The 25,979-nt window shown below is 66.6% G+C and carries 23 protein-coding genes; 13 read left to right on the forward strand and 10 right to left on the reverse strand.

Annotation, left to right across the window (positions count from 1 at the left end; all coding sequences use genetic code 11):
• The first annotated feature begins 77 nt into the window (after positions 1–77).
• The gene (locus tag M2282_RS27095; RefSeq protein ID WP_280811877.1) at positions 78–1,433 is read left to right on the forward strand and encodes an aspartate aminotransferase family protein; all 1,356 of its coding nucleotides are present in this window, start codon (positions 78–80) and stop codon (positions 1,431–1,433) included.
• A 21-nt stretch (positions 1,434–1,454) separates the two neighbouring features.
• On the opposite strand, the gene M2282_RS27100 is transcribed toward M2282_RS27095, so the two are convergent.
• From M2282_RS27100 to M2282_RS27120, 5 genes are read right to left on the reverse strand one after another with little or no spacing between them, the layout of a single operon-like run.
• The gene (locus tag M2282_RS27100) at positions 1,455–2,843 is read right to left on the reverse strand and encodes an FAD-dependent oxidoreductase (protein ID WP_280811878.1); all 1,389 of its coding nucleotides are present in this window, start codon (positions 2,841–2,843) and stop codon (positions 1,455–1,457) included.
• 9 nt (positions 2,844–2,852) lie between these two features.
• Positions 2,853–3,422 (reverse strand): phosphonate degradation HD-domain oxygenase, encoded by a 570-nt coding sequence (locus M2282_RS27105; RefSeq protein ID WP_280811879.1) that lies wholly within the window; start codon positions 3,420–3,422, stop codon positions 2,853–2,855.
• Between the two features lie 11 nt (positions 3,423–3,433).
• Positions 3,434–4,882 (reverse strand): phosphonoacetaldehyde dehydrogenase, encoded by a 1,449-nt coding sequence (gene phnY, locus M2282_RS27110; RefSeq protein WP_280811880.1) that lies wholly within the window; start codon positions 4,880–4,882, stop codon positions 3,434–3,436.
• A 24-nt stretch (positions 4,883–4,906) separates the two neighbouring features.
• Positions 4,907–6,133 carry a phosphonoacetate hydrolase gene (phnA, locus tag M2282_RS27115; RefSeq protein WP_280811881.1) on the reverse strand — a complete coding sequence of 409 codons (1,227 nt, stop codon included), beginning with the start codon at positions 6,131–6,133 and terminating at the stop codon, positions 4,907–4,909.
• 1 nt (position 6,134) lies between these two features.
• Positions 6,135–6,863, reverse strand: coding sequence for a phosphonate utilization associated transcriptional regulator (locus M2282_RS27120; RefSeq protein WP_280811882.1), 729 nt, complete (start codon positions 6,861–6,863; stop codon positions 6,135–6,137).
• A gap of 158 nt (positions 6,864–7,021) precedes the next feature.
• Between M2282_RS27120 and M2282_RS27125 the strand changes: the two genes are divergently transcribed.
• The 5 genes from M2282_RS27125 to M2282_RS27145 all read left to right on the forward strand — a co-directional run bounded on the left by M2282_RS27125 (position 7,022) and on the right by M2282_RS27145 (position 13,733).
• Positions 7,022–8,059, forward strand: coding sequence for a putative 2-aminoethylphosphonate ABC transporter substrate-binding protein (locus M2282_RS27125; protein WP_432422946.1), 1,038 nt, complete (start codon positions 7,022–7,024; stop codon positions 8,057–8,059).
• A gap of 75 nt (positions 8,060–8,134) precedes the next feature.
• Positions 8,135–9,274 (forward strand): putative 2-aminoethylphosphonate ABC transporter ATP-binding protein, encoded by a 1,140-nt coding sequence (locus M2282_RS27130; protein WP_280811883.1) that lies wholly within the window; start codon positions 8,135–8,137, stop codon positions 9,272–9,274.
• Positions 9,271–11,004 (forward strand): putative 2-aminoethylphosphonate ABC transporter permease subunit, encoded by a 1,734-nt coding sequence (locus M2282_RS27135; protein WP_280811884.1) that lies wholly within the window; start codon positions 9,271–9,273, stop codon positions 11,002–11,004. The genes M2282_RS27130 and M2282_RS27135 overlap by 4 nt, the downstream gene beginning before the upstream one ends.
• Before the next feature lie 46 nt (positions 11,005–11,050).
• On the forward strand, positions 11,051–12,190 hold the full coding sequence (locus tag M2282_RS27140; RefSeq protein ID WP_280811885.1) for a 2-aminoethylphosphonate--pyruvate transaminase: 1,140 nt from the start codon (positions 11,051–11,053) through the stop codon (positions 12,188–12,190).
• A 103-nt stretch (positions 12,191–12,293) separates the two neighbouring features.
• Positions 12,294–13,733 carry an MFS transporter gene (locus M2282_RS27145; protein WP_280811886.1) on the forward strand — a complete coding sequence of 480 codons (1,440 nt, stop codon included), beginning with the start codon at positions 12,294–12,296 and terminating at the stop codon, positions 13,731–13,733.
• Between the two features lie 6 nt (positions 13,734–13,739).
• Here M2282_RS27145 and M2282_RS27150 read toward each other — a convergent pair whose 3' ends face one another.
• Positions 13,740–15,041, reverse strand: coding sequence for an SUMF1/EgtB/PvdO family nonheme iron enzyme (locus M2282_RS27150; RefSeq protein WP_280811887.1), 1,302 nt, complete (start codon positions 15,039–15,041; stop codon positions 13,740–13,742).
• 175 nt (positions 15,042–15,216) lie between these two features.
• Between M2282_RS27150 and M2282_RS27155 the strand changes: the two genes are divergently transcribed.
• The 3 genes from M2282_RS27155 to M2282_RS27165 all read left to right on the forward strand — a co-directional run bounded on the left by M2282_RS27155 (position 15,217) and on the right by M2282_RS27165 (position 17,842).
• Positions 15,217–15,756, forward strand: coding sequence for a TRAP transporter small permease subunit (locus M2282_RS27155; protein ID WP_280811888.1), 540 nt, complete (start codon positions 15,217–15,219; stop codon positions 15,754–15,756).
• A gap of 65 nt (positions 15,757–15,821) precedes the next feature.
• Positions 15,822–17,372 carry a TRAP transporter large permease gene (locus M2282_RS27160; RefSeq protein WP_280811889.1) on the forward strand — a complete coding sequence of 517 codons (1,551 nt, stop codon included), beginning with the start codon at positions 15,822–15,824 and terminating at the stop codon, positions 17,370–17,372.
• On the forward strand, positions 17,369–17,842 hold the full coding sequence (locus M2282_RS27165; protein WP_280811890.1) for a hypothetical protein: 474 nt from the start codon (positions 17,369–17,371) through the stop codon (positions 17,840–17,842). Before M2282_RS27160 ends, M2282_RS27165 begins: the two co-directional genes overlap by 4 nt.
• 59 nt (positions 17,843–17,901) lie before the next feature.
• Here the strand turns inward: M2282_RS27165 and M2282_RS27170 are convergent, their stop codons facing one another.
• From M2282_RS27170 to xseB, 4 genes are all read right to left on the reverse strand, one after another.
• The gene (locus M2282_RS27170) at positions 17,902–18,981 is read right to left on the reverse strand and encodes a TRAP transporter substrate-binding protein (protein WP_042582434.1); all 1,080 of its coding nucleotides are present in this window, start codon (positions 18,979–18,981) and stop codon (positions 17,902–17,904) included.
• Between the two features lie 112 nt (positions 18,982–19,093).
• Entirely contained in the window at positions 19,094–20,950 is a 1,857-nt protein-coding gene (dxs, locus tag M2282_RS27175; RefSeq protein WP_280811891.1) for a 1-deoxy-D-xylulose-5-phosphate synthase, read from the reverse strand.
• Between the two features lie 19 nt (positions 20,951–20,969).
• Positions 20,970–21,884, reverse strand: coding sequence for a polyprenyl synthetase family protein (locus M2282_RS27180; RefSeq protein WP_280811892.1), 915 nt, complete (start codon positions 21,882–21,884; stop codon positions 20,970–20,972).
• Positions 21,881–22,150 (reverse strand): exodeoxyribonuclease VII small subunit, encoded by a 270-nt coding sequence (gene xseB / locus M2282_RS27185; RefSeq protein WP_280811893.1) that lies wholly within the window; start codon positions 22,148–22,150, stop codon positions 21,881–21,883. The genes M2282_RS27180 and xseB overlap by 4 nt, the downstream gene beginning before the upstream one ends.
• Before the next feature lie 180 nt (positions 22,151–22,330).
• Between xseB and M2282_RS27190 the strand changes: the two genes are divergently transcribed.
• From M2282_RS27190 to M2282_RS27205, 4 genes are read left to right on the forward strand one after another with little or no spacing between them, the layout of a single operon-like run.
• Positions 22,331–23,473 carry an aromatic ring-hydroxylating oxygenase subunit alpha gene (locus M2282_RS27190; protein WP_280811894.1) on the forward strand — a complete coding sequence of 381 codons (1,143 nt, stop codon included), beginning with the start codon at positions 22,331–22,333 and terminating at the stop codon, positions 23,471–23,473.
• 57 nt (positions 23,474–23,530) lie between these two features.
• Entirely contained in the window at positions 23,531–24,463 is a 933-nt protein-coding gene (locus tag M2282_RS27195) for a DMT family transporter (RefSeq protein WP_280811895.1), read from the forward strand.
• Positions 24,464–24,492: 29 nt separating this feature from the next.
• Complete coding sequence (locus M2282_RS27200) at positions 24,493–25,401, forward strand: sulfurtransferase (RefSeq protein WP_280811896.1); 909 nt, start codon at positions 24,493–24,495, stop codon at positions 25,399–25,401.
• Entirely contained in the window at positions 25,398–25,976 is a 579-nt protein-coding gene (locus tag M2282_RS27205) for a DUF2796 domain-containing protein (RefSeq protein WP_280811897.1), read from the forward strand. Before M2282_RS27200 ends, M2282_RS27205 begins: the two co-directional genes overlap by 4 nt.
• Positions 25,977–25,979 lie beyond the last annotated feature (3 nt).

Here is a 25,979-nt window from a genome sequence, read left to right on the forward strand (position 1 = left end):
CATTCTCCACACTGAAGGCCCTGCGAACAATCGGGCACATCCCATCACCCCGGAGCCCGCCCTGCGCGGGAAGCGCCATGACCCTCGCAACGCCCGCCATCGAACCGACGCCCACCGCGCGCACAGACGCCGCCTGGCTCGACGCGCACTGGATGCCCTATACCGGCAACCGCAACTTCAAGGCCGACCCGCGGATCATCGTGGAGGCCAAGGGCGCCTACTTCACCGACAACGACGGCCGCAAAATCTTCGACGGCCTCTCGGGCCTCTGGTGCTCGGGCCTGGGCCACGGCCGCCCCGAAATCACCGAGGCGGTGAGCCGCCAGATCGCCAAGCTCGACTACTCGCCCGCCTTCCAGTTCGGCCACCCGCTTTCTTTCGAGCTGGCCAACAAGATCAAAGAGCTCACGCCTGCGGGCCTGGACTACGTGTTCTTCACCGGCTCGGGCTCCGAGGCGGCCGACACCTCGCTCAAGATGGCGCGCGCCTACTGGCGCACCAAAGGCCAGGCGAGCAAGACGCGACTGATCGGCCGCGAGAAGGGCTATCACGGCGTCAACTACGGCGGCATCTCGGTGGGTGGCATCGCGGCCAACCGCAAGCTGTTCGGCCAGGGCGTCGAGGCCGACCACTTGCCGCACACCCAACTCGCGAGCAACGCCTTCACGCGCGGCATGGCCGAGAACGGCGCCGAGCTGGCCGACCGCCTGCTCGACCTGATCGCTCTGCACGACGCATCGAACATCGCGGCCGTGATCGTGGAGCCCTTCGCGGGTTCGGCCGGCGTGGTGATTCCGCCCAAGGGGTATCTCAAACGCCTGCGCGACATCTGCACCGCGAACAACATCCTGCTGATCTTCGACGAGGTCATCACCGGTTTCGGTCGCTGCGGCGCGCTCACGGGTGCGGACGCCTTCGGCGTGACGCCCGACATCATGAACATCGCCAAGCAGGTCACCAACGGTGCGCAGCCGCTGGGCGCCGTGGTCGCCAGCAAGGAGATCTACGACACCTTCATGGCGGCCGGCGGGCCCGACTACATGCTCGAGTTCCCGCATGGCTACACCTACGGCGCGCACCCGGTGGCCTGCGCCGCGGGCATTGCAGCGCTCGACGTGCTGCAGAAGGAAGACATGATCGGCCGCGTGCAGACGCTGGCCCCGCATTTCGAGAACGCGGTGCACAGCCTCAAGGGCAGCAAGCACATCACCGACATCCGCAACTTCGGCCTCGCCGCCGGCCTGACCATCGCCGCGCTGCCGGGCGAACCCGCACGCCGCCCGTACGAGATCGCGATGAACTGCTGGAAGAAGGGCTTCTACGTGCGCTACGGCGGCGACACGATCCAGCTCGCACCGCCCTTCATCGCGGAGAAGGCCGAGATCGACCGCATGGTCAATGCGCTGGCGGATGCGCTCGCCGAAACCGCCTGATCGATCCCCTGGTCGGCGCGGTCAGGCCTTGTCGGCCTTGCCCGCGGCGTTGGCCAGTTTGCTGAGCATGCGGTCCACCAGCCAAGGCTGGCGATCCTGGTCCTCTGCAAGTTCCTTGCGGCGAATCGCGTTGCGCACCACGATCGATCCCACATAGCGCATCGGCTCCGGCGGAAAGTGGCCGAGCGGTCCGTTCGTGATCGGGCTGCGCGTCCATGCGTTGTCCTGATCGAGCACCAGCGACGACAGGATCTGCCCGCCCATGTAGGTCGGCCCGACGCCATTGCCCGAATAGCCGAAGCCGTAGTAGATGTGCGGCGCGCCGTCGAGTCTTCCAAAGAACGGAAAGCCGGTGACCGAGCGGTCCGAAGGGCCGTTCCAGCTCGCGGTGATTGGCGTATTGCTCAATGCCGGGAAGAAAGAATGCAGGGCCTGCGTGAGTTCTGCTTCGTACGGCGAGCGCTCGTCGAACACCTTGGCCATGCGCCCTCCCCATGCGAAGGTGTTGCCGCCCTTGCCCAGCATGATGCGGCCGTCGACGGTGCTGCGGTAGTAATAGACAAAGGTGCGCGAGTCGAGCACCGACACGCCATCGGTCAGGCCGATCTGCTGCAACAGCTCGGGGCAGCGCTCGGTGATGATCATGTCGCTCGACACGATGGCGATGGTCCGCTCGAACTGCGGAAAGGCGCTGGCCATCCAGGCGTTCATCGCAAGCACCAGTTTCTTCGCGCGCACGCTGCCCGCGGGTGTGCGCACCACGACCGGGTGATCGGTGCTGAAGTCCAGCATCGGCGTGCGCTCGTGGATGCGGATGCCCATGGCCAGCGCCACGCGACGCAGGCCTCGCACCAGCTTGCCCGGATGCACCGTCGCTGCAATCGGCGAATACACGCCCGCCAGGTTGCGCGCGGAGCCCGAGCGCCTCGCCACCTCGTCCGGCGGCAGCGTGCGGTAGGAGTGAATGCCGCGCGCTTCCAGCGCCTGCATCATCGGGTCGAGCGTGCCGATCTGCGCCTGCGAGGTCGCGGTGTAGAGCGTGCCGTCGTGCCGCAGTTCGGCGTCGATGCCATGCGCAGCGCAGAAGTCGGCGATGTGCTGCACCGCCGCCTCCGACGCCTTCACGAGGCGCACCGCTTCGTCTTCGCCGAACAGCCGGCGCAGCGTGAGGAACTTGGCCGACCAGGTGAGGAGACAACCGCCATTGCGGCCGCTCGCGCCGGCGCCGCAGAGGTCGCTCTCGAGGATGACGATGTCCAGCGCAGGCGCCTGCAGCTTGGCCTGGATCGCGGTCCACAGGCTGGTGAAGCCGCCGCCGACGATGCAGACATCGGCGCTCTGTTCGCCTTGCAATGCAGGGGCCAGGTCGCCGTCGTTGAAGAGCGCCTGTTCGATCCAGAAGGGGCGCATCCGTGTGCCTTAAACGCCGAGGGCCTGCCGATGCTCGGCGGCGCTGATTTCGAGATGGCGCACGAAGTGCGCAAGATCGGGCATGTCCGCATCGGCCAGCTTGGCCGTGTCGTCCCATTGCCGCAGGCGGACCGCATCCATCGCATAAGGCAGGGCCTCGAAGGCTTTCGCCTGCGCCTCGTCGAAGACACCGCCCTGCAATTGCAGGCTGCGCTTCGAATCGGGAGACAGCGCCTCCAGGTAGCCCGGCACGCGCGCGCACAGGAAGCGCTTGGCGTCCACATGCAATCGGATCGGCTCCAGCGTGGCCGGGCCGAACAGCGCGCGAAGGAAAGGCAGGCAGCGGTACTGGTGCAGGTCATCGAGCCCCTGCTGCGTCGGCGTGCCGCCGAAGTCGTGCAGCAGATGGCCCAGGTCGTGCAGCAGCGAGGCCGCGATCAGCGCGCTGTCCGCGCCCTCCTGCTCGGCCAGGTGCGCCGACTGCAGGGCGTGCTCCAGTTGCGTGACGGGCTCGCCGTCGTACTGCGCATGGCCCTTCGTCTCGAAGAGGCCGACGATGTCGTCAAGGCTCAGGCTCATGATGCTTGCGACTACCAGGGCAGCGAATAGGTCTTGGTGTTGGTGAAGCTCTTCATTGCTTCGAGCACGCCTTCCTTGTAGCCCAGGCCCGAGTCCTTGACGCCGCCGAAGGGCGTGAGCTCCAGCCGGTAGCCCGGCACTTCGCGCACGTTGACGCTGCCCACGTTCAGCTCGCGAATGAAGCGCGTGATGTAGTCCAGCCGGTTGGTGCAGACCGCCGACGACAGGCCGTAGGCCGTGCCGTTGGAGATGCGGATCGCCTCGTCGATGCTCTTGAAGCGGATCACCGGCGACACGGGGCCGAAGGTTTCGTGCTTGGCCACGGTCATTTCCGGGTCGACATGGTCGAGCACCGTGGGCGAATAGAGTGCGCCGCGGCGCTCGTTGCCGTAGCGCAGCTTCGCGCCGGCGGCAATCGCTTCGTTGACCACCGCTTCGAACTGCCTGGCCGCGGCCTCGTCGATCACGGTGCCCATGTCGGTGTCGGGGTCCATCGGGTCGCCGTACTTCAGCGCGCGGGTCTTTGCGACCAGCAGCTCGACGAACTGGTCGGCCACCGACTCGTGCACCAGCATGCGCTTGACGGCTGTGCAGCGCTGGCCCGAGTTCTTGTACGAACCGTTGGCGGCGAGCGTGGCGGCCTCCTCGACGTCGGCGTCTTCCATCACGATGATCGGGTCGTTGCCGCCCAGCTCCAGGATCTGGCGCTTGTAGACGGCCTTGCCCGCGATGTACTTGCCGATGGGCACGCCGCCGGTGAAGGTGACGAGGTCGACGTCGGCATTGGTGAGCAGTTCGTCGGCGATCTCCTTCGGGTCGCCGGTGAGCACCGACAGCATCTGCGGCGGCAGGCCCGCTTCGTAGAGGATGTCGGCCAGCAGGAAGGCCGTGAGCGGCGTCTTCTCGCTGGGCTTGAGCACGATGCGGTTGTTGGTCGCAATGGCCGGCGCCACCTTGTGGATCACCTGGTTCAGCGGATGGTTGAACGGCGTGATGGCGGTGATGGCGCCCAGCAGCGGCTCGCGCATCGTGTAGACCTTGCGGCTCTTGCCGTGGTGCGTGAGGTCGCACGAGAACACCTGGCCGTCGTCCACCAGCGCCTGGTTGGCGGCGAACAGCAGCACGTCGGACGCGCGGCCCACCTCGTACAGCGAGTCCTTGCGCGAGAGGCCGGATTCGAGCGTGATGGTGCGCGACATCTCGTCCAGGCGCGAAGCGATGATCTCGCCCGCACGCATCAGGATCTTGTAGCGCTCGTAGCGCGTGAGCGTGGGCTTGTAGTCGCGTGCGATGCGCAACGCATTGCGCACGTCGTCCATCGTGGCCTTGGGCACGGTGGCGATCACTTCGCCGGTGTAGGGGTAGGTGACCTCGATCGTGCGGTCGCGATGGACCTTTTCCCCAGCGATGCGCAGGGCCTCGCGGTGGATGGTGCCTGGCTTCAGGATGGCTTGGCTCATGGAATGCTCCGAAAGGCGATTTCGTTATTGGGCGTGGTTCAGCGCGATGTCGAGCGCGTCGAAGTTGCGCAGGCGCCGGCTCGCAGCGATGCCCGTGACCGGGCGATTGCAGATCAGCGGCACGCGCTGCTCCGACACGCCGCCGTGCGAGCGCAGCGGCACTTCGAGCGCCGAGAGGTCGTGGCGGCTCGCCGCGGTGCCGATCACCGTGTTGCGCTCGCTCACGACCACGATGTCGCCGATGCGGTCGGGCGGCAGCTCGAAGCGCTGTGCGGCGTCCTTGCGCGAGAGCACGAGCTCCATGCCCGGCACGCGCTGGATGCGGTCGATCCAGCCCGGCACGCGCGCCTCGTCGGGTGCGTACACGGTTGCGAACGAGCCGAGCGCGCCGTGGTGCACCACGTACGGGTCGGTGATCGGCAGGATCACGCGGGCCACGCCGGCGCCGTACCACTCATCGAGCACGTCCTGCAGGTAGATGACGTTGGGCGAGCCGTCGGCGCCGTGCTTGTCGTTCATGCCGTGGTCGGCGGTGACCACGATGGTGGCGCCCAGCGCATCGAGCTGCGCGAGGTAGCCGTCCATCATCGCGTAGAAGGCGTTGGCCGCGGGGCTGCCCGGCGCGGCCTTGTGCTGCACGTAGTCGGTGGTCGAGAGGTACATGAGGTCGGGGCGGCGCGACTCCATCAGCTTCACGCCCGACGCGAACACGAACTCGGAGAGCTCCGCGCTGTAGACCGAGGGCACCGGCATGCCGACCATGCCGAGCACGTCATCGATGCCGTTCTCCTCCATCGTCACCTGGTCCGACTTCTCCGACGAGAAGCAGATGCCCTTCATCTTGTGGCCCAGCAGCTTGCGCAGCTTGTCCTTGGCGGTGACGACGGCGACCTTGGCGCCCGCATCGGCAAACGCGGCCAGCACGGTGCCGGCACGCAGGTACTTGGGGTCGTTCATCATCACTTCCTGGCCCAGCTCGCGGTCGAAGAAGTAGTTGCCGCAGATGCCATGCACCGCAGGCGGAACGCCGGTGACGATCGACAGGTTGTTCGGATTGGTGAACGAGGGCACCACGCAATCGCCCAGCAGGTTGGCGCCCGACTTGATCATGCGATCGAAGTACGGGGCAACGCCGGCCGCAATGGCCGCATCGAGGTAGGCCGGCTCGCTGCCGTCCACGCACACGACCACGACGGGGCGCGCCATCCAGCGATAGCTCCTGGCATTGACTTCGAGTGTCTCCGGTGTCATTTCAGACTTCCTTTTGGGGTGGGTTGTTCGATGTGGCGGCGGCGTCGGAATCGGCGCGGCCAAAGGCCTTGTGCATGCGTGCGCGGCTGCCGGCGACGTGCTCGCGCAGTGCGCGCCCGGCCGTCTCGGGATTGCCGCTGGCAATGGCTTCGACGATGTGGCTGTGCTCGTCGGCCGAGACCCGGAGGCCCCCGCCGCTGTCGAGCGCGCGCATTCTGAAGAGGTGCAGTTCCTTCACGAGGCGCTTGTAGGTTTCGGTGAGCTTCTTGCTGCCGGCGGTGTCGAGCAGGATCTCGTGGAACTGCAGGTTGAGCTGTGCGTATTGCTCCACGTCCTGCGCCTGAGCGGCCGAGCGCATCGCATCGACCATGGCGCGCAGGCGCTCGATCGCGTCGGGCGCGATGGCCAGCGCCACGCGGCGGCCGATGATTTCTTCGAGCGCCTCGCGCAGTTCGTAGATTTCGTCGGCTTCCTCGAAGGCGATTTCCCGCACGAAGACGCCGCGGTTCTTTTCGTTGCGCACGAGGCCGGCTTCTTCGAGTGCGCGCAGCGCTTCGCGAATCGGGCCGCGGCTGGTGTTGAAGCGCTGCGAGAGCTCGCTCTCGTTGATGCGGCTGCCCACGGGGAGCTCGCCCGTCATGATCAAACGCTCGATTTCTTCCTGCATCAGCATCGGCAGCGAGCTGGACTGGAGGAACGCGAGGGCGGAGGAGTGATTGCTGGTGGCCATGGGGCGTATTTTCCCGAAGAATTGAAAACTGTCAACAATCTTTTATTGACAGTCATCAATCGTCAATTTACATTGCCCTCACCGGACCTTGGCACGCCACCCGCCGGAGCCCGCCACTCACCCACCCGGTGACCAGCAAGCCCTCTCAGGAGAAACAGATGACGATGAAACAAAGCACGCGCCGTCTCACGGCGACCCTGTGTATTGCGGCCCTCGGCCTCATTGCCGGCACGGCATCGGCGCAGAAGACCCCACTCCTTGTCTACACGGCGCTCGAGACCGACGCCATGAAGCTCTACAAGGACGCTTTCGAGAAGGCCAATCCCGACATCGAGGTGAAGTGGGTGCGCGACTCCACCGGCATCGTCACCGCCAAGCTGCTCGCCGAAAAGGCCAATCCGCAGGCCGACGTGGTGGCCGGCCTGGCCGCCAGCAGCCTCGCGCTGCTGCAGCAGGAAGGCATGCTCCTTCCCTACGAGCCCAAGGGCTTCAAGGACCTGAACCCCGGCTACTCCGACACCGCCCGCCCACCCGCCTGGGTCGGCATGGACGTTTGGGCCGCGACCATCTGCTTCAACCGCGTCGAGGCACAGAAGCTCGGCCTGCCCAAGCCCGAGAGCTGGAAGGACCTGGCCAAGCCGGTCTACAAGGGCACGATCTCGATGCCGCACCCGGCCTCCAGCGGCACCGGCTACCTCGATGTGTCGTCGTGGCTGCAGAACATGGGCGACGCCGAGGGCTGGAAGTACATGGATGCGCTGCACCAGAACATCGCCCAGTACGTGCACTCGGGCTCCAAGCCCTGCAAGCAGGCGGGCGCGGGCGAGTTCCCGATCGGCATCTCGTTCGAGTTCCGCGCGCACCAGGTCAAGAAGTCGGGCGCGCCGGTCGACCTGATCTTTCCGAAGGAAGGCCTGGGCTGGGACATCGAAGCCACCAGCCTCATGAAGACCAGCACGAAGCTGGAGCAAGGCAAGCGTTTCGCCGACTGGATGGCCAGCAAGGAAGCCAACCAGATCAGCGCCCGCTGGTGGGCCGTCGTCGCCTACCCCGGCGTGGTCTCGAAGCTCGAAGGCATTCCGGACAACTACGAAAAGCTGCTTGCCAGGAACGACATCAACTGGGCCGCAAAGAACCGCGAACGCATCCTGGCCGAGTGGAGCAAGCGCTACGAAGGCAAGGCCGAACCCAAGTAGGCCCTGCGGCATTCCCGACTTTCAATCCGCGGGTGCCGGCTTCACGGTGACGCCCGCCAACGACGAGTGCGAAAAATGGATATGACCGACACCAAGTTCATTGCCAACCCGGTGCCCGCGAGCGCTCCCGCAGCGCTGGAGATCGTCGGCGTGCGCAAGGACTTCGAGACCTTCAGCGCGCTGCGCGACGTGCACCTGCGCGTGAACCCCGGCGAGATGCTGTGCTTCCTCGGCCCTTCGGGCTGCGGCAAGACCACGCTGCTGCGCATCATCGCGGGGCTGGAGACGCAGACCGCCGGGCAGATCCTGCAGAACGGCAAGGACGTCTCGTGGCTCTCGCCGGACAAGCGCGACTACGGCATCGTGTTCCAGTCGTATGCGCTCTTTCCCAACCTCTCGATTGCCGAGAACATCGGCTACGGGCTGGTCAACAGCCGTGCCAGGCGCGGGGAGATCAAGGCACGCGTCGAGGAATTGCTGAAGCTCGTCGGCCTGCCGACATCGGGCAACAAATACCCGAGCCAGCTCTCCGGCGGCCAGCAGCAGCGCGTGGCGTTGGCCCGCGCGCTCGCCACCCGCCCCGGCCTGCTGCTGCTCGACGAGCCCCTGTCCGCGCTCGATGCGCTGGAGCGCATCCGCCTGCGCGGCGAGATCCGCCGGCTGCAGAAGCAGGTCGGCATCACGACCATCATGGTCACGCACGACCAGGAAGAAGCGCTCTCGATGGCCGACCGCATCGTGGTCATGAACCACGGCGTGATCGAGCAGGTCGGCACGCCCATGGAGGTCTACGAGCAGCCAGCCACGCCCTTCGTGGCGGACTTCGTCGGCAAGGTCAACGTGCTGCGCTCGGTGGCGCTGGGCAACCACCGCTTCCAGGTCGGCGACATGGAACTCGAATGCGATGCCTGCGACGGCGCCTTCGAGCCCGGCGAGGCCGTCAACCTTTACCTGCGCCCCGAAGACCGCGCGGTCGAGCACCTGGGTGACGACACGCCCAACCGGCTGCAGGCCAAGGTGACGAAGGTCGAGTTCCTCGGCGGCCTCTGCATCGCCGAGGTGACCGCCGACGCGCTGCGCGGGCAGGTGCTGGGCCTGCACTTCTCGCTCAACCAGCTGCACGACCTGGACATCCGCGAGGGCAACACCATCGACATCGCGCTGCGCGCCAACCGCATCCGAGCTTTTTCCGCCGCACGCACGTCCAAGCCATGAACACGCTGGCCCAAGCTTCCACCCTGAAGGCTTCGTTCGCCGCGCGGCCCGGCATGCGCTGGAGCCGCGACGAGACGATCGCGCGCGCCATCCTGTTCGTGGTGATGGCGATGCTGTTCGTGTTTCTCGTTGCGCCGCTCTTCACCATCCTCGCGCACGCAGTGCAGGACAAGGACGGCCGCTTCGTGGGCCTCGCGCACTTCATCACCTACTTCCAGACGCCGAGCCTGCTGCGCGCGGCGTGGAACTCGATCTGGGTTTCGGCGGCGGTCGTGGCGATCTCGGTGCCCACGGCCTTCGTCTTCGCCTATGCGCTCACGCGCAGCCGCATGCCTGTGGCACTCAAGGCCGTGTTCCGGCTCATCGCGCTGATTCCGCTGCTCGCGCCCTCGCTGCTGTCGGCCATTTCGTTCGTGCAGTGGTTCGGCAATCAGGGGGCGCTCAAGTTCCTCTTGGGCGGCATGTCGATCTACGGCGCGCCGGGGATCATCATGGCCGAGGTCTACAACACCTTCCCGCATGCGCTGATGATCCTGGTCACCGCGCTCTCATTGGCCGATGGCAGGCTGTACGAAGCGGCGACCGCACTGCGCACGCGGCCGTTCCGCCAGTTCATGACGATCACGCTGCCCTCGTGCAAGTACGGTCTCATCAGCGCGGCCACGGTGGTCTTCACCTACGTGGTGAGCGACTTCGGCGCGCCCAAGGTCATCGGCGGCAACTTCAATGTGTTGTCGGTCGATGTGTTCAAGCAGGTGGTGGGGCAGCACAACTTCTCCATCGGCGCGGTGGTGGGCATGCTGCTGCTGCTGCCGTCCATCGTCTCGTTCGTGATCGACTACGTGGTGCGGCGCAAGCTCAAGGCACAGCTCACCGCCCGCTCGGTGCCCTACAGCCCCAAGCGCCGCAAGGTGGCCGATGCGCTGCTCACGCTGTTCTGCACAGTGGTGTGCGGCCTTTTGCTGGCCACCATCGGCATGGCGATCTACACCTCGCTCATTTCGCTGTGGCCCTACGACCTCTCGCCCACGCTCAAGCACTACCACTTCGTGCTGGTCGAGAGCGACATGGCCGAGGCCTACGGCAACAGCCTGATCGTGGCGATGGTCACTGCCGTGGCCGGTTCGCTGATCGTCTTCGTGGGCGCCTACCTCATCGAGAAGACGCGCAACCTGGGCCTGATGCGCAAGGGCATGCACCTGATGGCGGTGTTGTCGATGGCGGTGCCGGGCCTGGTGCTCGGGCTGGGCTACGTGATGTTCTTCAACCATCCGGCCAACCCGCTGAACTTTTTGTACCAGACGATGGCGATCCTGATCATCTCGATGGTGGTGCACTACTACACCTCGAGCCACCTCACGGCGGTGACGGCGCTCAAGCAGATCGACAACGAGTTCGAAGCCGTCTCGGCCTCGCTCAAGGTGCCGTTCTTCAAGACCTTCCTGCGCGTGACGGTGCCGGTGTGCCTGCCGGCCATCCTGGACATCGGACGCTATTTCTTCGTGGTATCGATGGCGAGCCTGTCGTGCGCCATCTTTCTCTACACGCCCGAGACCATCCTCGCGTCGGTCGCGATCATGCATCTGGACGACGCCGGCGACATCGGCCCGGCCGCAGCGCTCGCGAGCCTGATCGTGGTCACCTCGACGCTCGTGTGCATCGTTTATTCGCTGCTCACGCGCGTGCTGCTCTCGCGTACACAAGCCTGGCGCAACCTCAGCCGCGGCTGAACAACGAAGACGCCCTCTCTCATTCCTTTCCCCGCCTGGAGACACCATGAGTCAAGCCCCCCACCCCACGTACCCGATCCTGCTCACGCCCGGCCCCCTCACCACCTCGGACCGCACACGCCAGGCGATGCTGCGCGACTGGGGATCGTGGGACGCCGACTTCAACCAGATCACCGCGCGCATCCGCAAGAACGTGCTGGAGATCGTGCACGGCACGGGCACGCACGAATGCGTTCCGCTGCAGGGCAGCGGAACCTTCTCGGTGGAGGCAGCCATCGGCACCATCGTTCCGCGCAACGGCCATGTGCTGGTGCCGAGCAACGGCGCGTACTGCCAGCGCCTGGCCAAGATCTGCAAGGTGCTCGGCCGCAAGCTCACCACCATCGACTACACCGAAGAAAAGCAGGTCTCGCCCGCCGACGTCGACCGCGCGCTTGCAGCTGACTCCAGCATCACCCACGTCGCCGTGGTGCATTGCGAAACCGGCGCAGGCGTGCTCAACCCGCTGCACGAGATCGCGCTGGTCGTGGCCAAACACGGACGCGGCCTGATCATCGATGCGATGAGCTCCTTCGGCGCGCTGGAGATAGATGCGCGCAAGACGCCCTTCGATGCAGTGGTCGCCGCCTCGGGCAAGTGCCTCGAAGGCGTGCCGGGCATGGGCTTCGTCGTCATCAAGCGCAGCACGCTCGAGAAATGCGAAGGCAACTGCCACTCGCTGAGCATGGACCTGTACGACCAGTGGGTCTACATGGAGAAGACCACGCAGTGGCGCTTCACGCCGCCCACGCACGTGGTCGCCGCGCTCGACACGGCCATTGCGCAGTACGTCGAGGAAGGCGGCCTGGCCGCGCGCGGCGGGCGCTATGCGCGCAACTGCAAGGCGCTCATCGAGGGGCTGGCCACACTGGGCTTTCGCAGCTTTCTCGACCCGGCGATCCAGGCGCCGATCATCGTCACCTTCCACGCGCCCGACGACGCGAATTACAACTTCAAGACCTTCTACCAGGAGGTGAAGAAGCGCGGCTACATCCTCTACCCGGGCAAGCTCACGCAGGTGGAAACCTTCCGCGTGGGCTGCATGGGGCACTTTGGCGATGCGGGCATTCCGGGGGCGGTCGCGGCGATTGCGGACACGCTGAAAGCCATGGGCATCCGGCAGGTGTCGGCGCCGGTCGCGGCCTGATCCGCACAGGCTCCGGCCGAGCGTGGCCAGGGGCGCGCCGCCGTACGCATTGCAGCGCCGGTCCTACACCGCGGGCCATGCCGCGCTTCGCATAATTCCCCGCATGACGGTGCTCAGCAGCGACATCCCCGCCCGCCTGGATCGCCTGCCATGGTCGCGCTGGCACTGGCGCGTGGTCATCGCCTTGGGCGTGGCGTGGATCCTGGACGGCCTGGAGGTCACGCTGGTGGGCTCCATCGGCGCGGTGCTGGAGCGGCCCGACACGCTCGGCCTCACGGCCGCCGAGATCGGCTGGTCCGGCTCCATCTACATCGCGGGTGCGGTCATCGGCGCGCTCGTCTTCGGGCGGCTCACCGACCGGCTGGGGCGCAAGAAGCTCTTTCTCATCACGCTGCTGGTCTACACGGTCGGCACGCTGGCCACGGCCTTCTCGCCCGACTTCGCGTTCTTCGCCCTGTGCCGCTTCGTCACCGGCCTGGGCATCGGCGGGGAGTACGCGGCCATCAATTCGGCCATCGACGAACTCATTCCGGCGCGGGTGCGCGGGCGCGTCAACCTCGCGATCAATGGCAGCTTCTGGATCGGCGCGGCGCTCGGTGCGGCGCTCAGCCTGGTGCTGCTCGATGCGCGCGCGATCGGCCCCGTGTGGGGCTGGCGCGCGGGCTTCGCGCTGGGCGCGGTGCTGGCCGTGGCGATCCTGCTGGTGCGGCGCCATGTGCCCGAGAGCCCGCGCTGGCTCATCGCGCATGGGCGCGTCGAGGAGGCCGAACGCATCGTGGCGGACATCGAGCGCGAAATCCAGGCGCAGCACGGACCGCTGCCGGCGTCCAGAGGCCGGGTGAACTACACGGCCGCGCGAGCCGAAAGCCCCTCGATGCGCGAGGTGGCACGCGTGCTGCTGCGGCGGTACAGGGCGCGCAGCGTGGTGGCCGCGGCGCTGATGATCGCGCAGGCCTTCTTCTACAACGCGATCTTCTTCACCTACGCGCTGGTGCTCACCCGCTTCTACGGCGTGTCCGAGGGCCGCGTGGCGCTCTACATCTTTCCGTTCGCGCTGGGCAACGTGCTCGGGCCGTTGCTGCTGGGGCCACTGTTCGACAGCGTGGGCCGGCGCCGGATGATCGCGCTGACCTATGTGCTTGCGGGCGTCGGACTCGCGCTCACCGGATGGGCCTTCATGATGGGCTGGCTCGATGCGCGCAGCCAGGCGCTGTGCTGGTCGGCGGTGTTCTTCCTCGCCTCCGCCGCGGCGAGCTCGGCCTACCTGACGGTCAGCGAGGTGTTCCCGCTCGAGATGCGCGCCATGGCCATCGCGATCTTCTATGCCATCGGCATGGGCGCAGGCGGCTTCGTGGCGCCGGTGCTGTTCGGCGCGCTGATCGAGACCGGCAGTCGCGGCGCGGTGATGGTGGGCTACCTGATCGGTGCGGTGCTGGTCATCGTCGCTGGGCTGCTGGCGCTGCGCCATGCGGCCGATGCAGAACGCAAGCCGCTGGAGGAAGTGGCGCCGCCGCTGTCGTCGGAAGCCGGCGGCGAGCGCTGAGCGCCGCTACAGCGCGCAGGTCCTGAAGCCGAAGAAGCCGTCGTCGCGTTCGGGCAATGCGAAGCCGCGACGACGCGGCGAACGAAGCCGCGCACGTGTCGCGAACGACGCGCCACGCAATACGCGCGCCCTGCCGAATGCGGCCACCGGATCGAACTCGCCCCCCGCGCTCCATGGGTCGGCCCGGAAGCCCGGCCAGGGCTGGAGCGTGCCGGCCGTCCACTCGTGCACGTCGGCCCAGCGGAAGCCGCGCCGCGCTGCCGTGTGCGCTGCGATCTCCCACTCGACCTCGGTCGCGACGCGGCGCCCCGCCCAGCGCGCCCAGGCATCGGCCTCCCACCAGCTCAGGTGCACGGCGCTGTGGTGCCCCGCCGCGCGCACGGTGACGCCGAAGCGGTGCTGCAGCACCGAGCCGCCCGTGCCGTGGCGCGCCGCGCCGATCTGCTCCACATGGCGCGGACCGCGCCGTCCCTCGACCTGCGCGGCCAGCCAGCGCCAGCCTTCGGGATGCCACAGTTCCTGGCGGTCGTAGCCGCCGTCGTCGACGAATTCGATGTACTGGTTCCAGGTGACCGGTTGCGCGTCGATCTCGAACTCGGGCACGTCGACCCGGTGCGCGGCGCGCTCCTGCGCGAAGGCGAAGCCGCTCTCGGGCAGGCCCAGTTCCCAGCGCGTGGCGGGCACCAGCAGCGGCTCGCGCGTGACGGCAATGGGTGCCTGCTCGATGCCCAGGGGCAGCCCGAGCGATTGCGCCATCACCACGAACTGCTCGCCGCGCAGGTCTTCGTGAAAGAGCGCGAGGCGATAGAAGTAGAGGCCCGCATCGGTCTCGGCCGCATGCTCGAGCAACTCGAGCGTGCTCTCCAGCGTCTCGAGCAGGTAGGCCTTGGTCTGTCCAAGGTAAGGCAGGTCGGCCGACCAGCGGCGGCCGGGCACGCTCTGCGCCGGGTTCCACCAGTCGTCGGCGCTCGGCTCGATGGCCGCCAGCCGCGTGGGCCGCACCGGGCAATCGATGCCGAAGGCGCGCTGCGTGTTGCGGCCGATCCACCATTCGGCAAACCAGCCGATGTGCCCGGCCAGCCACACCGGGGGCACCACGCCCTCTTCCTCGGGCACGGGCGGCACGGCAAGGGCTTCGGAGCCCAGCGCCTCTTCGTACAGGGTCAGCAGGTGCAGCGTGTGGTTACGCGCATCGATCAGGGCCAGCGAGAGCAGGTCGCGGCCAGCGCGGCACATGTCGGGCGAATCGATGGAATGCGGCAGGTTCGCCGCGCCGAAGGGCGCCGAGGGCGACGGACTCGAAGACATGGGCAATTATGGCGACCGGCCGGCCCGCCTGCGATCCACCCGCGAGATGCGGCTTTGGGGTAAACCCGGGTTCCCGGCAAAGCAATACGAAGGTTCGCCGGGATACCATTGCGGGCTTTGCGCAGCCCCCACCAGGGGCCGGCGTTTCACCTTGGGCTTCGTGGGAGACACCCCCTTGTCTGCATTCCTCAAATTCGCGACCGGCATGGACTGGATCAGCGAAAAACTCGGCAAGTTCGCCGGTTATGCCGTACTGGCCGCCTCGCTCATCTCGGCGGCCAATGCCATCGTCCGGTACGGCCTGGACTTCAGCAACAACGCGTTCCTCGAAATCCAGTGGTACCTGTTCGCCGCCACGGTGATGCTGGGCGCACCTGTGGTGCTTCGCTTCAACGAGCATGTGCGCGTGGACATCATCTACGGCAAGCTCAAGGGCTACGGGCCGGTGTATGTCGACCTGTTCGGCCTCATCTTCTTCCTGCTGCCGGTGATGGCGCTCTTCACCTATCTCACGTGGCCGTATTTCTGGAACACCTGGGTCACCGGCGAGATGTCCGGCAACATCGGCGGCCTCATCCGCTGGCCTGCGGCGCTGCTGATGCCCGTGGGCTTCGCCGCGATGTTCCTGCAGGGCGTCTCGGAAATCATCAAGCGCATCGCCTACCTGCGCGGCCTGATCCAGATGGACACGCACTACGAGAAGCCGGTGCAGTGATGGGCGCCCTTCGCGCTCCCTCATCAGGCCCCCTCCTCTCCCGCACGCACCGCAGGTAAGTCGCAATGCACATGGAAAATTTCGCCCCGATCATGTTCGCGGGGCTCGTGGTGATCATGCTGATCGGATTCCCGGTCGCGTTCTCGCTCTCCGCCCTCGGCCTCCTGTCGGGCTTCATCGCCATCGAGATGGGCTGGTTCCCGGCCGGCTTCATGGCCAACCTGCCGCTGAACGTCTTCGGCATCCTGTCGAACGAGACGCTGCTCGCGATCCCGTTCTTCACATTGATGGGAGCCGTGCTCGAGAAATGCGGGTTGGCCGAGGACATGCTCGACTCCATGGGCCAGCTCTTCGGCCCGATCCGCGGCGGCCTGGGCTACTCGGTGATCATCGTGGGCTTCATCCTCGGTGCCATCACCGGCACGGTGGCCGGCCAGGTGATCGCGATGGCGATGATCTCGCTGCCGATCATGATGCGCTACGGCTACAACATGCGCTATTCGACCGGCGTGCTCGCCGCCTCGGGAACCATCACGCAGCTGGTGCCGCCCTCGCTGGTGCTCATCGTCATGGCCGACCAGCTCGGCACCGACGTCGGCCAGATGTACAAGGGCGCCTGGGGTCCGTCGATCCTGCAGGTGGTGATCTTCGCGATCTACACCTTCCTGGTCTCGCGCATCCGCCCGCACTACGTGCCGGGCCTGCCCATCACCGCGCGCACGCTCAACGGCTGGGCGCTGTGGGGCAAGTGCCTGCGCGGCATCATCCCCTCCGCCATCCTGATCTTCGCGGTGCTCGGCTCGATGGGCGGCCTGCCCTTCATGGACCGCGCCATCGCCACGCCGACCGAGGCCGGCGCCATGGGCGCGGTGGGTGCGCTGATCCTCGCGCTCGTCCATCGCCGTCTGAACTGGCAGCTGATGAAGGACGCCATGGAAGGCACCATGCGCCTGACGGCCATGGTGGTGTTCATCCTGATCGGCTCGCGCGTGTTCTCGCTGGTCTTCCAGGGCGTGGACGGCGCCAAGTGGATCGAGCACATGCTCTCGGGCCTGCCGGGCGGCCAGGTCGGCTTCCTGATCGCGGTCAACATCTTCGTGTTCTTCCTCGCGTTCTTCCTCGACTTCTTCGAGATCGCCTTCATCATCCTGCCGCTGCTCGGCCCTGTGGCGCACAAGCTGGGCATCGACATGGTGTGGTTCGGCGTGCTGCTGTGCGTGAACATGCAGACCTCGTTCATGCATCCACCGTTCGGTTTTGCGCTGTTCTATTTACGGGGCATCGCCGACACCCTCTTCAAGAACGGGGCGTTACCCCGAAAGGTGGAGTCGCGCGACATCTACCTGGGTGCCATCCCGTGGGTGGGGATGCAGCTGTTGCTGGTGGCCATCGTGATCTTCTTCCCGCAGACGGTGACCGTGTTCCTCGACAAGGAAAAGGTCGTGGACATCGACAAGGTCAACCTCGACATGCCGGCCGACGCCATGCCGCCGCCCGAACCCGACAGCAACGGCGTGAACATGGAAGACCCGTTCGGCAACGGGAAGAAGACGGAAGAAACGCCTGCACCGGCGCTGGAAACGCCGCCGGCCTCCGGCGACGCCCCCAAGCAGTGACCGGCGAAAGCGAAGGCAACGCCGCCGGCCCACTCGAGAGCGCCGCCTTCCCGCCGCTCTTGCGCACGCTGGCGGTGGTGCTCGTGGTGGATCTTTTCGCGTTCGCGCTCTGGAGCCTGCCGTCGCTGCGCACGACCAGCTGGTCGGCCACCAGCCTCTTCGTGTTCGGTGTGGCGGGGCTGTGCGTGGCGTGGGTCGGCTACTGGATCGTCTACAGCCGCACCCGCCTCGAAGGCGACGTGCTCACGCAGACCTGGCTCTGGAACAAGCGCGTGCGGGCTGAGGACGTGGCGCAGCTCAAGCTGGTGCACATCCGCATGCTCGAACGCGTGATCGCGCCGCGGCTGCTGGTGCGCCGGCGCTTCGGCGGCATCACCTGGTTCCATGCCTACGATCCGCAGGTGCTAGTCGCCTTCGGTCAACGTGTGGCGGCGCGCGCCATGCCCTCGTCGCCGCCGCCCGAGAAATGAAAAAAAGCCCCGCCGAAACCGGCGGGGCTTTTTGCTGTCACAGGCGAAGCGGGTGACGCTTACAGCTTCTGCTGCTGCATGAAGCGGTCGAACGTGCCTTCGGTGTAGCGGAACCAGGCGTTCTGGTCGGCCAGGAACTTGGACCAGTCGCCGTAGATCTTCTTCCACTCGGGGTTGCTGTTGTTCAGGTCCGAGTAGATCTGCTGGGCCGACTTGAAGGCCGCGTTCATCACGTCCTGCGAGAACGGACGCAGCTTGGTGCCCGAGCCCACGAGCTGCTTGAGCGCGATCGGGTTCTTGGCGTCGTACTTGGCGGTCATCGTGATGTTGGCGTGCGCTGCAGCCGCTTCGACGATGGCCTTGTAGTCGGCCGACAGGCCTTCCCACGCCTTGGTGTTGATGTAGAAGTCCAGCTCGGGGCCGCCTTCCCACCAGCCGGGGTAGTAGTAGAACGGCGCGATCTTGTTGAAGCCGAGCTTCTGGTCGTCGTACGGGCCGACCCATTCCAGGCCGTCCAGCGTGCCCTTTTCGAGCGCCGGGTACAGGTCTGCACCGGGGATCGATTGCGGGATCACGCCGAAGGGTTCGAGCACCTTGCCCGCGAACGGATTGGTGCGGAACTTCAGGCCCTTCAGGTCGGCGACCGACTTGATTTCCTTGCGGAACCAGCCGCCCATCTGCGCGCCCGTGTTGCCGCCCGGCAGGTTGATGATGTTGTACTTGGCGTAGAACGCGCGCATCAGCTTCAGGCCGTTGCCTTCGTACATCCATGCGTTCTGCTGGCGGGTGTTCATGCCGAAGGGCACTGCGCAACCGAGGCAGAAGGTCGGGTCCTTGCCGTAGAAGTAGTAAGGCGCCGTGTGGGCCATTTCGACCGATGCGTTCTGCACGCCATCGACCACGCCGAAGGCGGGCATCAGTTCGCCGCCTGCGTGCACGGAAATCTGGAACTTGCCGCCGGTCATGTCGCTGACGCTCTTGGCGAACACCTCGGCGGTGCCGAAGATGGTGTCCAGCGACTTGGGGAAGCTCGACGCCAGGCGCCAGCGAACGGTGGCCTGCGCGTGGACCGCGGGCGCAATGCCGGCGGCCAAAACGCCGGCGATGCCAGCGTTTTTGATGAGGGAACGACGATCCATTGATTCTCTCCGGGTTCTTTGAAAAAAACGAAACGCGGCTTGTGACCGCGTTGGGGACTTTTGTCTAAGTCTTCTTGATTGTAAAAACCGGCCTACAGCGGCCGGCCGGGGTTTACCCTGCGACGGCGCCGAAGCGTTGCGCGATCGATGCCGCAATGCCCGGTGCATCGAGTCCGATCGATGCGAGCAGCCTGGCCGGATCGCCGTGTTCGATGAAGCGGTCGGGCAGGCCGAGCTGCAGCACCGGCTTCTGCACGTTGGCCGCCTGCAATGCCTCGAGCACCGCGCTGCCCGCGCCGCCCATGGTGGCGCCCTCTTCGAGCGTGACGATGGCATCGTGCGTGCCCGCCACCTCCAGCAGCAGTTCGACGTCCAGCGGCTTGGCCCAGCGCATGTTGACCACCGTGGCATCGAGCGACTCGGCGGCAGCGAGCGCGGGATACAGCAGCGAGCCGAACGCGAGGATCGCGATGCGCTTGCCCTCGCGGCGCACTTCGCCCTTGCCGAAAGGCAGCGACTTGAGCGTGAGGTGCGGCGCAACGCCGGCACCCGCACCGCGCGGATAGCGCACGGCCACCGGGTGGTTCTGTTCGTAGGCGCTCGTGAGCAACTGGCGCAACTCGCGCTCGTCGGCCGGGCAGGCGATGCTCATGTTGGGAATGCAGCGCAGGAACGGGATGTCGTAGGCGCCCGCGTGCGTGGCGCCATCGGCGCCCACGAGGCCCGCGCGGTCGAGTGCGAACACCACCGGCAGGTTCTGGATCGCGACGTCGTGGATCAGTTGGTCGTACGCGCGCTGCAGAAAGGTCGAATAGATCGCGACCACCGGCTTGAGGCCCTCGCAAGCCAGTCCGGCCGCGAAGGTGACCGCATGCTGCTCGGCGATGCCAACGTCGTAGTAGCGATCAGGAAAGCGCTGCTCGAACTCGACGAGCCCCGAGCCTTCGCGCATCGCGGGCGTGATGCCCACGAGCCGGCCGTCGTGCGCGGCCGTGTCGCACAGCCACTGGCCGAACACCTGCGTGAAGGTCTGCTTGGCCACCGCGGTCGACTTGACGAGCCCCACTTGCGGATCGAACTTGCCCGGGCCGTGATAGGCCACCGGGTCGGCTTCGGCCAGCTTGTAGCCCTGGCCCTTCTTCGTGACCACATGCAGGAACTGCGGGCCGCTCAGGTGCTTGAGGTTCTCGAGCGTAGGCACCAGCGAATCGAGGTCGTGCCCGTCGATCGGGCCGACGTAGTTGAAGCCGAACTGCTCGAACAGCGTGGCCGGCACCACCATGCCCTTGGCATGCTGCTCGAAGCGCTTGGCGAGTTCGAAAAGCGGCGGCGCGGCGCGCAGCACGCTCTTGCCGACGTTCTTGGCGGCGGCGTAGAAATTGCCGCTCATCAACTGCGCGAGGTAGCGGTTGAGCGCGCCCACGGGCGGGCTGATCGACATGTCGTTGTCGTTCAGGATCACGAGCAACTTGCAGTCGCACACGCCCGCGTTGTTGAGCGCCTCGAAGGCCATGCCGGCCGTCAATGCGCCGTCGCCGATGATGGCCACGGTGTAGCGGTCTTCGCCCTTCTGCTTGGCCGCCATCGCCATGCCGAGCGCGGCCGAGATGCTGGTGGACGAGTGCGCGGTGCCGAAGGTGTCGTACTCGCTCTCGCTCCTCTGCGGAAAGCCCGAGATGCCACCGATCTGCCTGAGCGTGGGCATGCGCTCGCGCCGGCCGGTGAGGATCTTGTGCGGATAGGTCTGGTGGCCCACGTCCCACACCAGCCGGTCGTGCGGCGTGTTGAACACGTGGTGCAGCGCGACCGTGAGCTCGACCGTGCCGAGGTTGGAGCTCAGGTGGCCGCCGGTGCGCGAGACGTTGTCGAGCACGCAGGCGCGCACCTCGTCGGACAGTTGCCGCAGCTGTGCGCGGTCGTACTGGCGGATCGGCGAGGGGTCGTGGAGAGTGGGAAGCAGCGGAGCCATGTGGGGGTTTGTTCTTTTCTCAGCGGTCGCGGTCGACCACCATGTGGGCCAGCGCGCGCAACGCGGCGGTGTCGGCCAGGCCGCTCCTGGTCAGGGCGGCGAGCGCATCGGCCAGCAGTTGGCGGGCCTGCGTGCGCGCGCCGTCGAGGCCGAGCAGCGACACGTAGGTGGGCTTGTCGGCAGCGGCATCCTTGCCGGCGGTCTTGCCCAGGGTTTGCGAATCGGCAGTGACATCAAGGATGTCGTCCACCACCTGGAAGGCCAGGCCGATGGCCGCGCCGTATTCGCACAACGCCTTCAGCGCGTCGCCTGACACGTTGCCGCAGGCGGCGCCCATCTCGACACTGCCCTGCAGCAGCGCGCCGGTCTTGAGGCGGTGCATTTCGCGCAGTTGCGTTTCGTCGAGCGCGATGCCGACGCTGGCCAAATCGATCGCCTGGCCGCCCGCCATGCCCTGGCTGCCGGCGGCGCGCGCAAGCAGGCGGCACAGCGTGGCCTGCGTGGCCGCGGGAATCTCGTCGCCTTCGGGCGTCAGCAGCTCGAAGGCCAGGGCTTGAAGCGCATCGCCGGCGAGCAGCGCGTCGGCCTCGCCGAACTTCACATGCACCGTGGGCTTGCCGCGGCGCAGCACGTCGTTGTCCATGCAGGGCAGGTCGTCGTGCACGAGCGAATAGGCGTGGATCAGTTCCGTGGCGCAGGCCGCGCGCAGCGCAGCGGCTTCATTGCCGCCGACCGCCTCGCTGGCCGCGAGCACCAGGAGCGGCCGCAGCCGCTTGCCGCCGTCGAGCACCGCATAGCGCATGGCGTCGCCCAGCAGCACCGGCGCATCGACGCCGACCCAGCGCGACAGTGCCGCTTCGACGCGGGCCAGATGCGGTTCGCTCCAGCCGGCGAGCCGCGCGGCAGTCCAGTCGGTCATCGTGGCCGCGCTCATTCGGCCGTCCAGGCCTTCAGGCTGCCCGCATCGAGCACCTTGATCTGGTCTTCGACCGCCTGCAGCTTGTCGCGGCAGAACGCGAGCAATGCGGCGCCGCGCTGGTAGCTGCCGAGCAGTTGATCGAGCGGCAGCTGGCCCGATTCGAGTTCTGCAACCAGTTGTTCCAGTTCCTGAAGCCCCGCTTCGTAACTGACGGGCAACGGCCCCGTATCGGGCATGGCCGCCGGGCTGGAAGAAGAAGAAGGGGAAGGCACCTTGGGCATGCAACGGAACGTGGGTGAAACAGGGCATTTTAGGGCGGGGGGACAAATGGGGCCCCCCGGGTACAATGCGAACTCTTCTTGTTGGCAAACCAACACACTCTTCGGGCCGTTGAACCTTCTAGACGGCGCCTTCCGTTATTTCCTTTTTTTCTCCCTGTGGGGAGCTTGGTCAGGTCCTCCATGTCTGATTTAAGTCTTCAACTGCAGCAGGCCGCGAGCCAACTTCCAGTTTCCGCGTATTTCGACGAGGCCCTGTACGCCCGCGAAATGCAGAACCTTTTTGCGCGAGGGCCCCGCTATGTCGGCCATCGCCTCGCCGTGCCCGAAATGGGCAACTTCCACACCCTGCCGCAGGAGCACCAGGGTCGCGCGCTGGTCCACACGCCCAAGGGCGTGGAGCTGATCTCCAACGTGTGCCGCCACCGCCAGGCGCTGATCCTGCAGGGCCGCGGCCAGCTGGACAACCAGGCTGGCGGCAACATCGTCTGCCCGCTGCACCGCTGGACCTACGCCGCGAGCGACCCGCGCACCACGGGCACGCTGATCGGCGCGCCGCATTTCGAGCAGGACCCCTGCCTGCACCTGCACAACTACCCGCTCACCGAGTGGAACGGCCTCCTGTTCGAGAAAAACGCCGACGGCACGGGCCGCGACGTGGCCGCCGACATGCGCGGCCTGGGCCCACAGGCCGACCTCGATTTCTCGGGCTACACGCTCGATCGCGTCGAGCTGCACGAGTGCAACTACAACTGGAAGACCTTCATCGAGGTCTACCTGGAGGACTACCACGTCGGCCCGTTCCACCCGGGCCTGGGCAGCTTCGTCACCTGCGACGACCTGCGCTGGGAGTTCAACTCCAACTACTCGGTGCAGACGGTGGGCGTGGCCAACCGCCTGGGCCGGGCGGGCAGCCCCATCTACCAGAAGTGGCAGGAGCAACTGCTCAAGTACCGCGACGGCAAGCCGCCGAAGTACGGCGCGATCTGGCTGACCTACTACCCGCACGTGATGATCGAGTGGTATCCGCACGTGCTCACCGTGTCGACGCTGCACCCGGTGAGCCCGACCCGGACGCTCAACATGGTCGAGTTCTTCTACCCCGAGGAAATCGTCGCCTTCGAGCGCGAATTCGTCGAGGCCCAGCAGGCCGCCTACATGGAAACCTGCGTGGAAGACGACGAGATCGCCGAGCGCATGGACGCCGGCCGCCGCGCGCTGATGCTGCGCGGCGACAACGAGACCGGCCCGTACCAGAGCCCGATGGAAGACGGCATGCAGCAGTTCCACGAGTGGTATCGAACGGCCATGCAGCAAACCGCGTGACATCGCCCCGCCCCGCACCTGCCGGGGCACCCTTTTCCCTTACTTAGAGTCGAGACGATGCAAGCGCTCTGGATGGTGCTCGGCGCCTTTTTGTTCGCGACGATGAGCGTCGTGGTCAAGGTGGCCTCGCAGTGGTTCAACAGCGGCGAGATGGTGTTGGGCCGCGGCCTCATCGGCATCGTTTTTCTCTGGCTGCTGTCACGCAAACTCCGCGTCTCGCTGGCCACCAGCTACCCCGGCATGCACGCCTGGCGCAGCACCATCGGCGTGATCTCGCTGGGCGCATGGTTCTACGCCATCGCCCACCTGCCGCTGGCCACCGCCGTCACGCTCAACTACATGAGCAGCGTCTGGGTCGCGGCCTTCCTCATCGGCGGCACGCTGCTGGCCTGGGTGCCGGTGCCCGGGCGCGACGGGCGCGTCGAAAAGCCGCCCCTGCAGGGCGCGCTGGCGATGACCGTGCTCGCGGGCTTCATCGGCGTGGTGCTGATGCTCAAGCCCACGGTCAACGGCAACGAGGGCTTCGCGGGCATGCTGGGCCTGCTCTCGGGCCTCACGGCCGCCTTCGCCTACATGCAGGTGGTGGCGCTGTCGCGCATCGGCGAGCCGGAGCTGCGCACGGTGTTCTATTTCGCGGTCGGCTCCGCCGTGGCCGGGGCCTTCGCCACCGCCGCCACCGGTTTCTCGGGCGGCAGTTCGTGGACCTGGCAGCATGCGCTGTGGCTGCTGCCCATCGGACTGCTCGCCGCCCTCGGGCAGCTCTGCATGACGCGCGCCTACGCCACCGCCAAGACCCAGGCCGGCACCCTGGTGGTGGCCAACCTGCAGTACTCGGGCATTGTCTTTGCGGCCTTCTACAGCGTGGTGCTGTTCGACGACCGCATCGACGCCGCCGGCTGGGGCGGCATGGCGCTCATCGTGGTGAGCGGCATCGCGGCCACCATACTGCGCCAGCGGGCGGTGCCCAAGGCGCCGGCCGAAGAACACTGAAGAACCATCCCGTCGAAGGAGAACACGCCATGTACACCACCCTCATCAGCGTCGAACAGCTCCAGCAACTGCAGAACAGCGATACGCCCCACATGGTGTTCGACTGCAGCTTCGAACTCATGAAACCCGAGGCCGGCCCGCAGCTCTACGCGGCCGCGCACATTCCCGGCGCGCAGTACGCCAACCTCGACACCGACCTCAGCGCAAAGCACGGCATGCCCGGCGCCCATGGCGATGTGGTGGTGGCGCAGGAAGACGGCGTGCCCGCCTCGGGTGGCCGCCACCCGCTGCCCAGCCGCGAGAAGTTCGCGGCCTGGCTCTCGAGCGTCGGCTTCTCCAACGACATGCAGGCCGTGGTGTACGACCGCAACGGCGCCAACTACTGCGGGCGCCTGTGGTGGATGCTCAAGTGGATGGGCCACGACGCGGTGGCCGTTCTCGACGGCGGCCTGCAGGCCTGGCAGGCCGCGGGCGGCGAAGTGACCGACCACGAAGAACCCGCGCGTTTCCAGTCGAATTTCGTACCGGACGAGCCGCTGGCCAGGCTGGTGACTACCGCCACCGTGTTGCATAGTCTCGGCCAACCTGACCAGCAGCTGATCGACGCACGGGCCGGTGCACGATATCGCGGCGAGGTGGAACCTCTGGACCCGATTGCCGGTCACATCCCCGGGGCCCTGAACCGGCCCTTCGCCGACAACCTCGGCCCCGACGGCAAGTTCAAGCCGGCATCGCGATTGCGTGCCGAGTTCGAAGCGCTGCTCGCGGGACGCGATGCGGCGACGGTCGTCCACCAATGCGGCAGCGGCGTGAGCGCGGTGCCCAACCTGCTTGCGATGCAGATCGCCGGGCTCGGGACGACCGCGCTCTATGCCGGCAGCTGGAGCGAATGGAGCAACACGCCGGGGCTGCCGACCCGGCAAGGCGCAGAACCATGAAACACATCCGACTCCGACGCAACTCCGGTCTCGCAATCGCTGCAGCGCTTTTCGCAGCAGCCCCGTTCCTCTCCGCGCAAGCCCAGCAGCAGCATGCGCATGTGCACGGCCAGATGAAGCTGGACGTGGCCATCGACGGTCCCACGGTGGTGATCGACATGGAATCCCCGCTCGACAACATCGTCGGCTTCGAACGCGCACCGAAGACCGATGCCGAGAAGAAAACCGTGGCCGACGCCATCGCCCAATTGCGCGCGGCCGACAAGCTCTTTGCCATCGACCCCGCTGCCAACTGCAAGCTCGGCCCGGTCGACCTGCGCTCCGGCGCGCTCGGCCTCGGCAACCCCGACCCGAACGAGCCCGTGGGTCATGCGGACCTCGACGCCACCTTCTCCTTCAACTGCACCAATGCAGCGGCTGCGAAGTTCATCGACCTGAACCTGTTCAGCGTGTTCAAGGGCCTGCGCCAGATCGATTCGCAGATCGCTTCGTCGCAAGGCCAGTTCAAGCGCCAGCTCAAGCGCCCCACAGGTGCGCAGGCGGCCCAGCCCGCACGCCTTGGCTGGGGCAAGTAAGAC

The sequence above is a fragment of the Variovorax boronicumulans genome, assembly GCF_029892485.1.
GTDB classification, from domain to species: domain Bacteria; phylum Pseudomonadota; class Gammaproteobacteria; order Burkholderiales; family Burkholderiaceae_C; genus Variovorax; species Variovorax boronicumulans_B.

What these genes read in the sequence shown, in the direction of transcription:
- M2282_RS27095 (WP_280811877.1), top strand. Translation starts at nt 78, where the DNA reads ATGACCCTCGCAACGCCCGCCATCGAACCGACGCCCACCGCGCGCACA.
- M2282_RS27100 (WP_280811878.1), bottom strand. Translation starts at nt 2,843, where the DNA reads ATGCGCCCCTTCTGGATCGAACAGGCGCTCTTCAACGACGGCGACCTG.
- M2282_RS27105 (WP_280811879.1), bottom strand. Translation starts at nt 3,422, where the DNA reads ATGAGCCTGAGCCTTGACGACATCGTCGGCCTCTTCGAGACGAAGGGC.
- phnY (WP_280811880.1), bottom strand. Translation starts at nt 4,882, where the DNA reads ATGAGCCAAGCCATCCTGAAGCCAGGCACCATCCACCGCGAGGCCCTG.
- phnA (WP_280811881.1), bottom strand. Translation starts at nt 6,133, where the DNA reads ATGACACCGGAGACACTCGAAGTCAATGCCAGGAGCTATCGCTGGATG.
- M2282_RS27120 (WP_280811882.1), bottom strand. Translation starts at nt 6,863, where the DNA reads ATGGCCACCAGCAATCACTCCTCCGCCCTCGCGTTCCTCCAGTCCAGC.
- M2282_RS27125 (WP_432422946.1), top strand. Translation starts at nt 7,022, where the DNA reads ATGACGATGAAACAAAGCACGCGCCGTCTCACGGCGACCCTGTGTATT.
- M2282_RS27130 (WP_280811883.1), top strand. Translation starts at nt 8,135, where the DNA reads ATGGATATGACCGACACCAAGTTCATTGCCAACCCGGTGCCCGCGAGC.
- M2282_RS27135 (WP_280811884.1), top strand. Translation starts at nt 9,271, where the DNA reads ATGAACACGCTGGCCCAAGCTTCCACCCTGAAGGCTTCGTTCGCCGCG.
- M2282_RS27140 (WP_280811885.1), top strand. Translation starts at nt 11,051, where the DNA reads ATGAGTCAAGCCCCCCACCCCACGTACCCGATCCTGCTCACGCCCGGC.
- M2282_RS27145 (WP_280811886.1), top strand. Translation starts at nt 12,294, where the DNA reads ATGACGGTGCTCAGCAGCGACATCCCCGCCCGCCTGGATCGCCTGCCA.
- M2282_RS27150 (WP_280811887.1), bottom strand. Translation starts at nt 15,041, where the DNA reads ATGTCTTCGAGTCCGTCGCCCTCGGCGCCCTTCGGCGCGGCGAACCTG.
- M2282_RS27160 (WP_280811889.1), top strand. Translation starts at nt 15,822, where the DNA reads ATGCACATGGAAAATTTCGCCCCGATCATGTTCGCGGGGCTCGTGGTG.
- M2282_RS27170 (WP_042582434.1), bottom strand. Translation starts at nt 18,981, where the DNA reads ATGGATCGTCGTTCCCTCATCAAAAACGCTGGCATCGCCGGCGTTTTG.
- dxs (WP_280811891.1), bottom strand. Translation starts at nt 20,950, where the DNA reads ATGGCTCCGCTGCTTCCCACTCTCCACGACCCCTCGCCGATCCGCCAG.
- M2282_RS27180 (WP_280811892.1), bottom strand. Translation starts at nt 21,884, where the DNA reads ATGAGCGCGGCCACGATGACCGACTGGACTGCCGCGCGGCTCGCCGGC.
- xseB (WP_280811893.1), bottom strand. Translation starts at nt 22,150, where the DNA reads ATGCCCAAGGTGCCTTCCCCTTCTTCTTCTTCCAGCCCGGCGGCCATG.
- M2282_RS27190 (WP_280811894.1), top strand. Translation starts at nt 22,331, where the DNA reads ATGTCTGATTTAAGTCTTCAACTGCAGCAGGCCGCGAGCCAACTTCCA.
- M2282_RS27195 (WP_280811895.1), top strand. Translation starts at nt 23,531, where the DNA reads ATGCAAGCGCTCTGGATGGTGCTCGGCGCCTTTTTGTTCGCGACGATG.
- M2282_RS27200 (WP_280811896.1), top strand. Translation starts at nt 24,493, where the DNA reads ATGTACACCACCCTCATCAGCGTCGAACAGCTCCAGCAACTGCAGAAC.
- M2282_RS27205 (WP_280811897.1), top strand. Translation starts at nt 25,398, where the DNA reads ATGAAACACATCCGACTCCGACGCAACTCCGGTCTCGCAATCGCTGCA.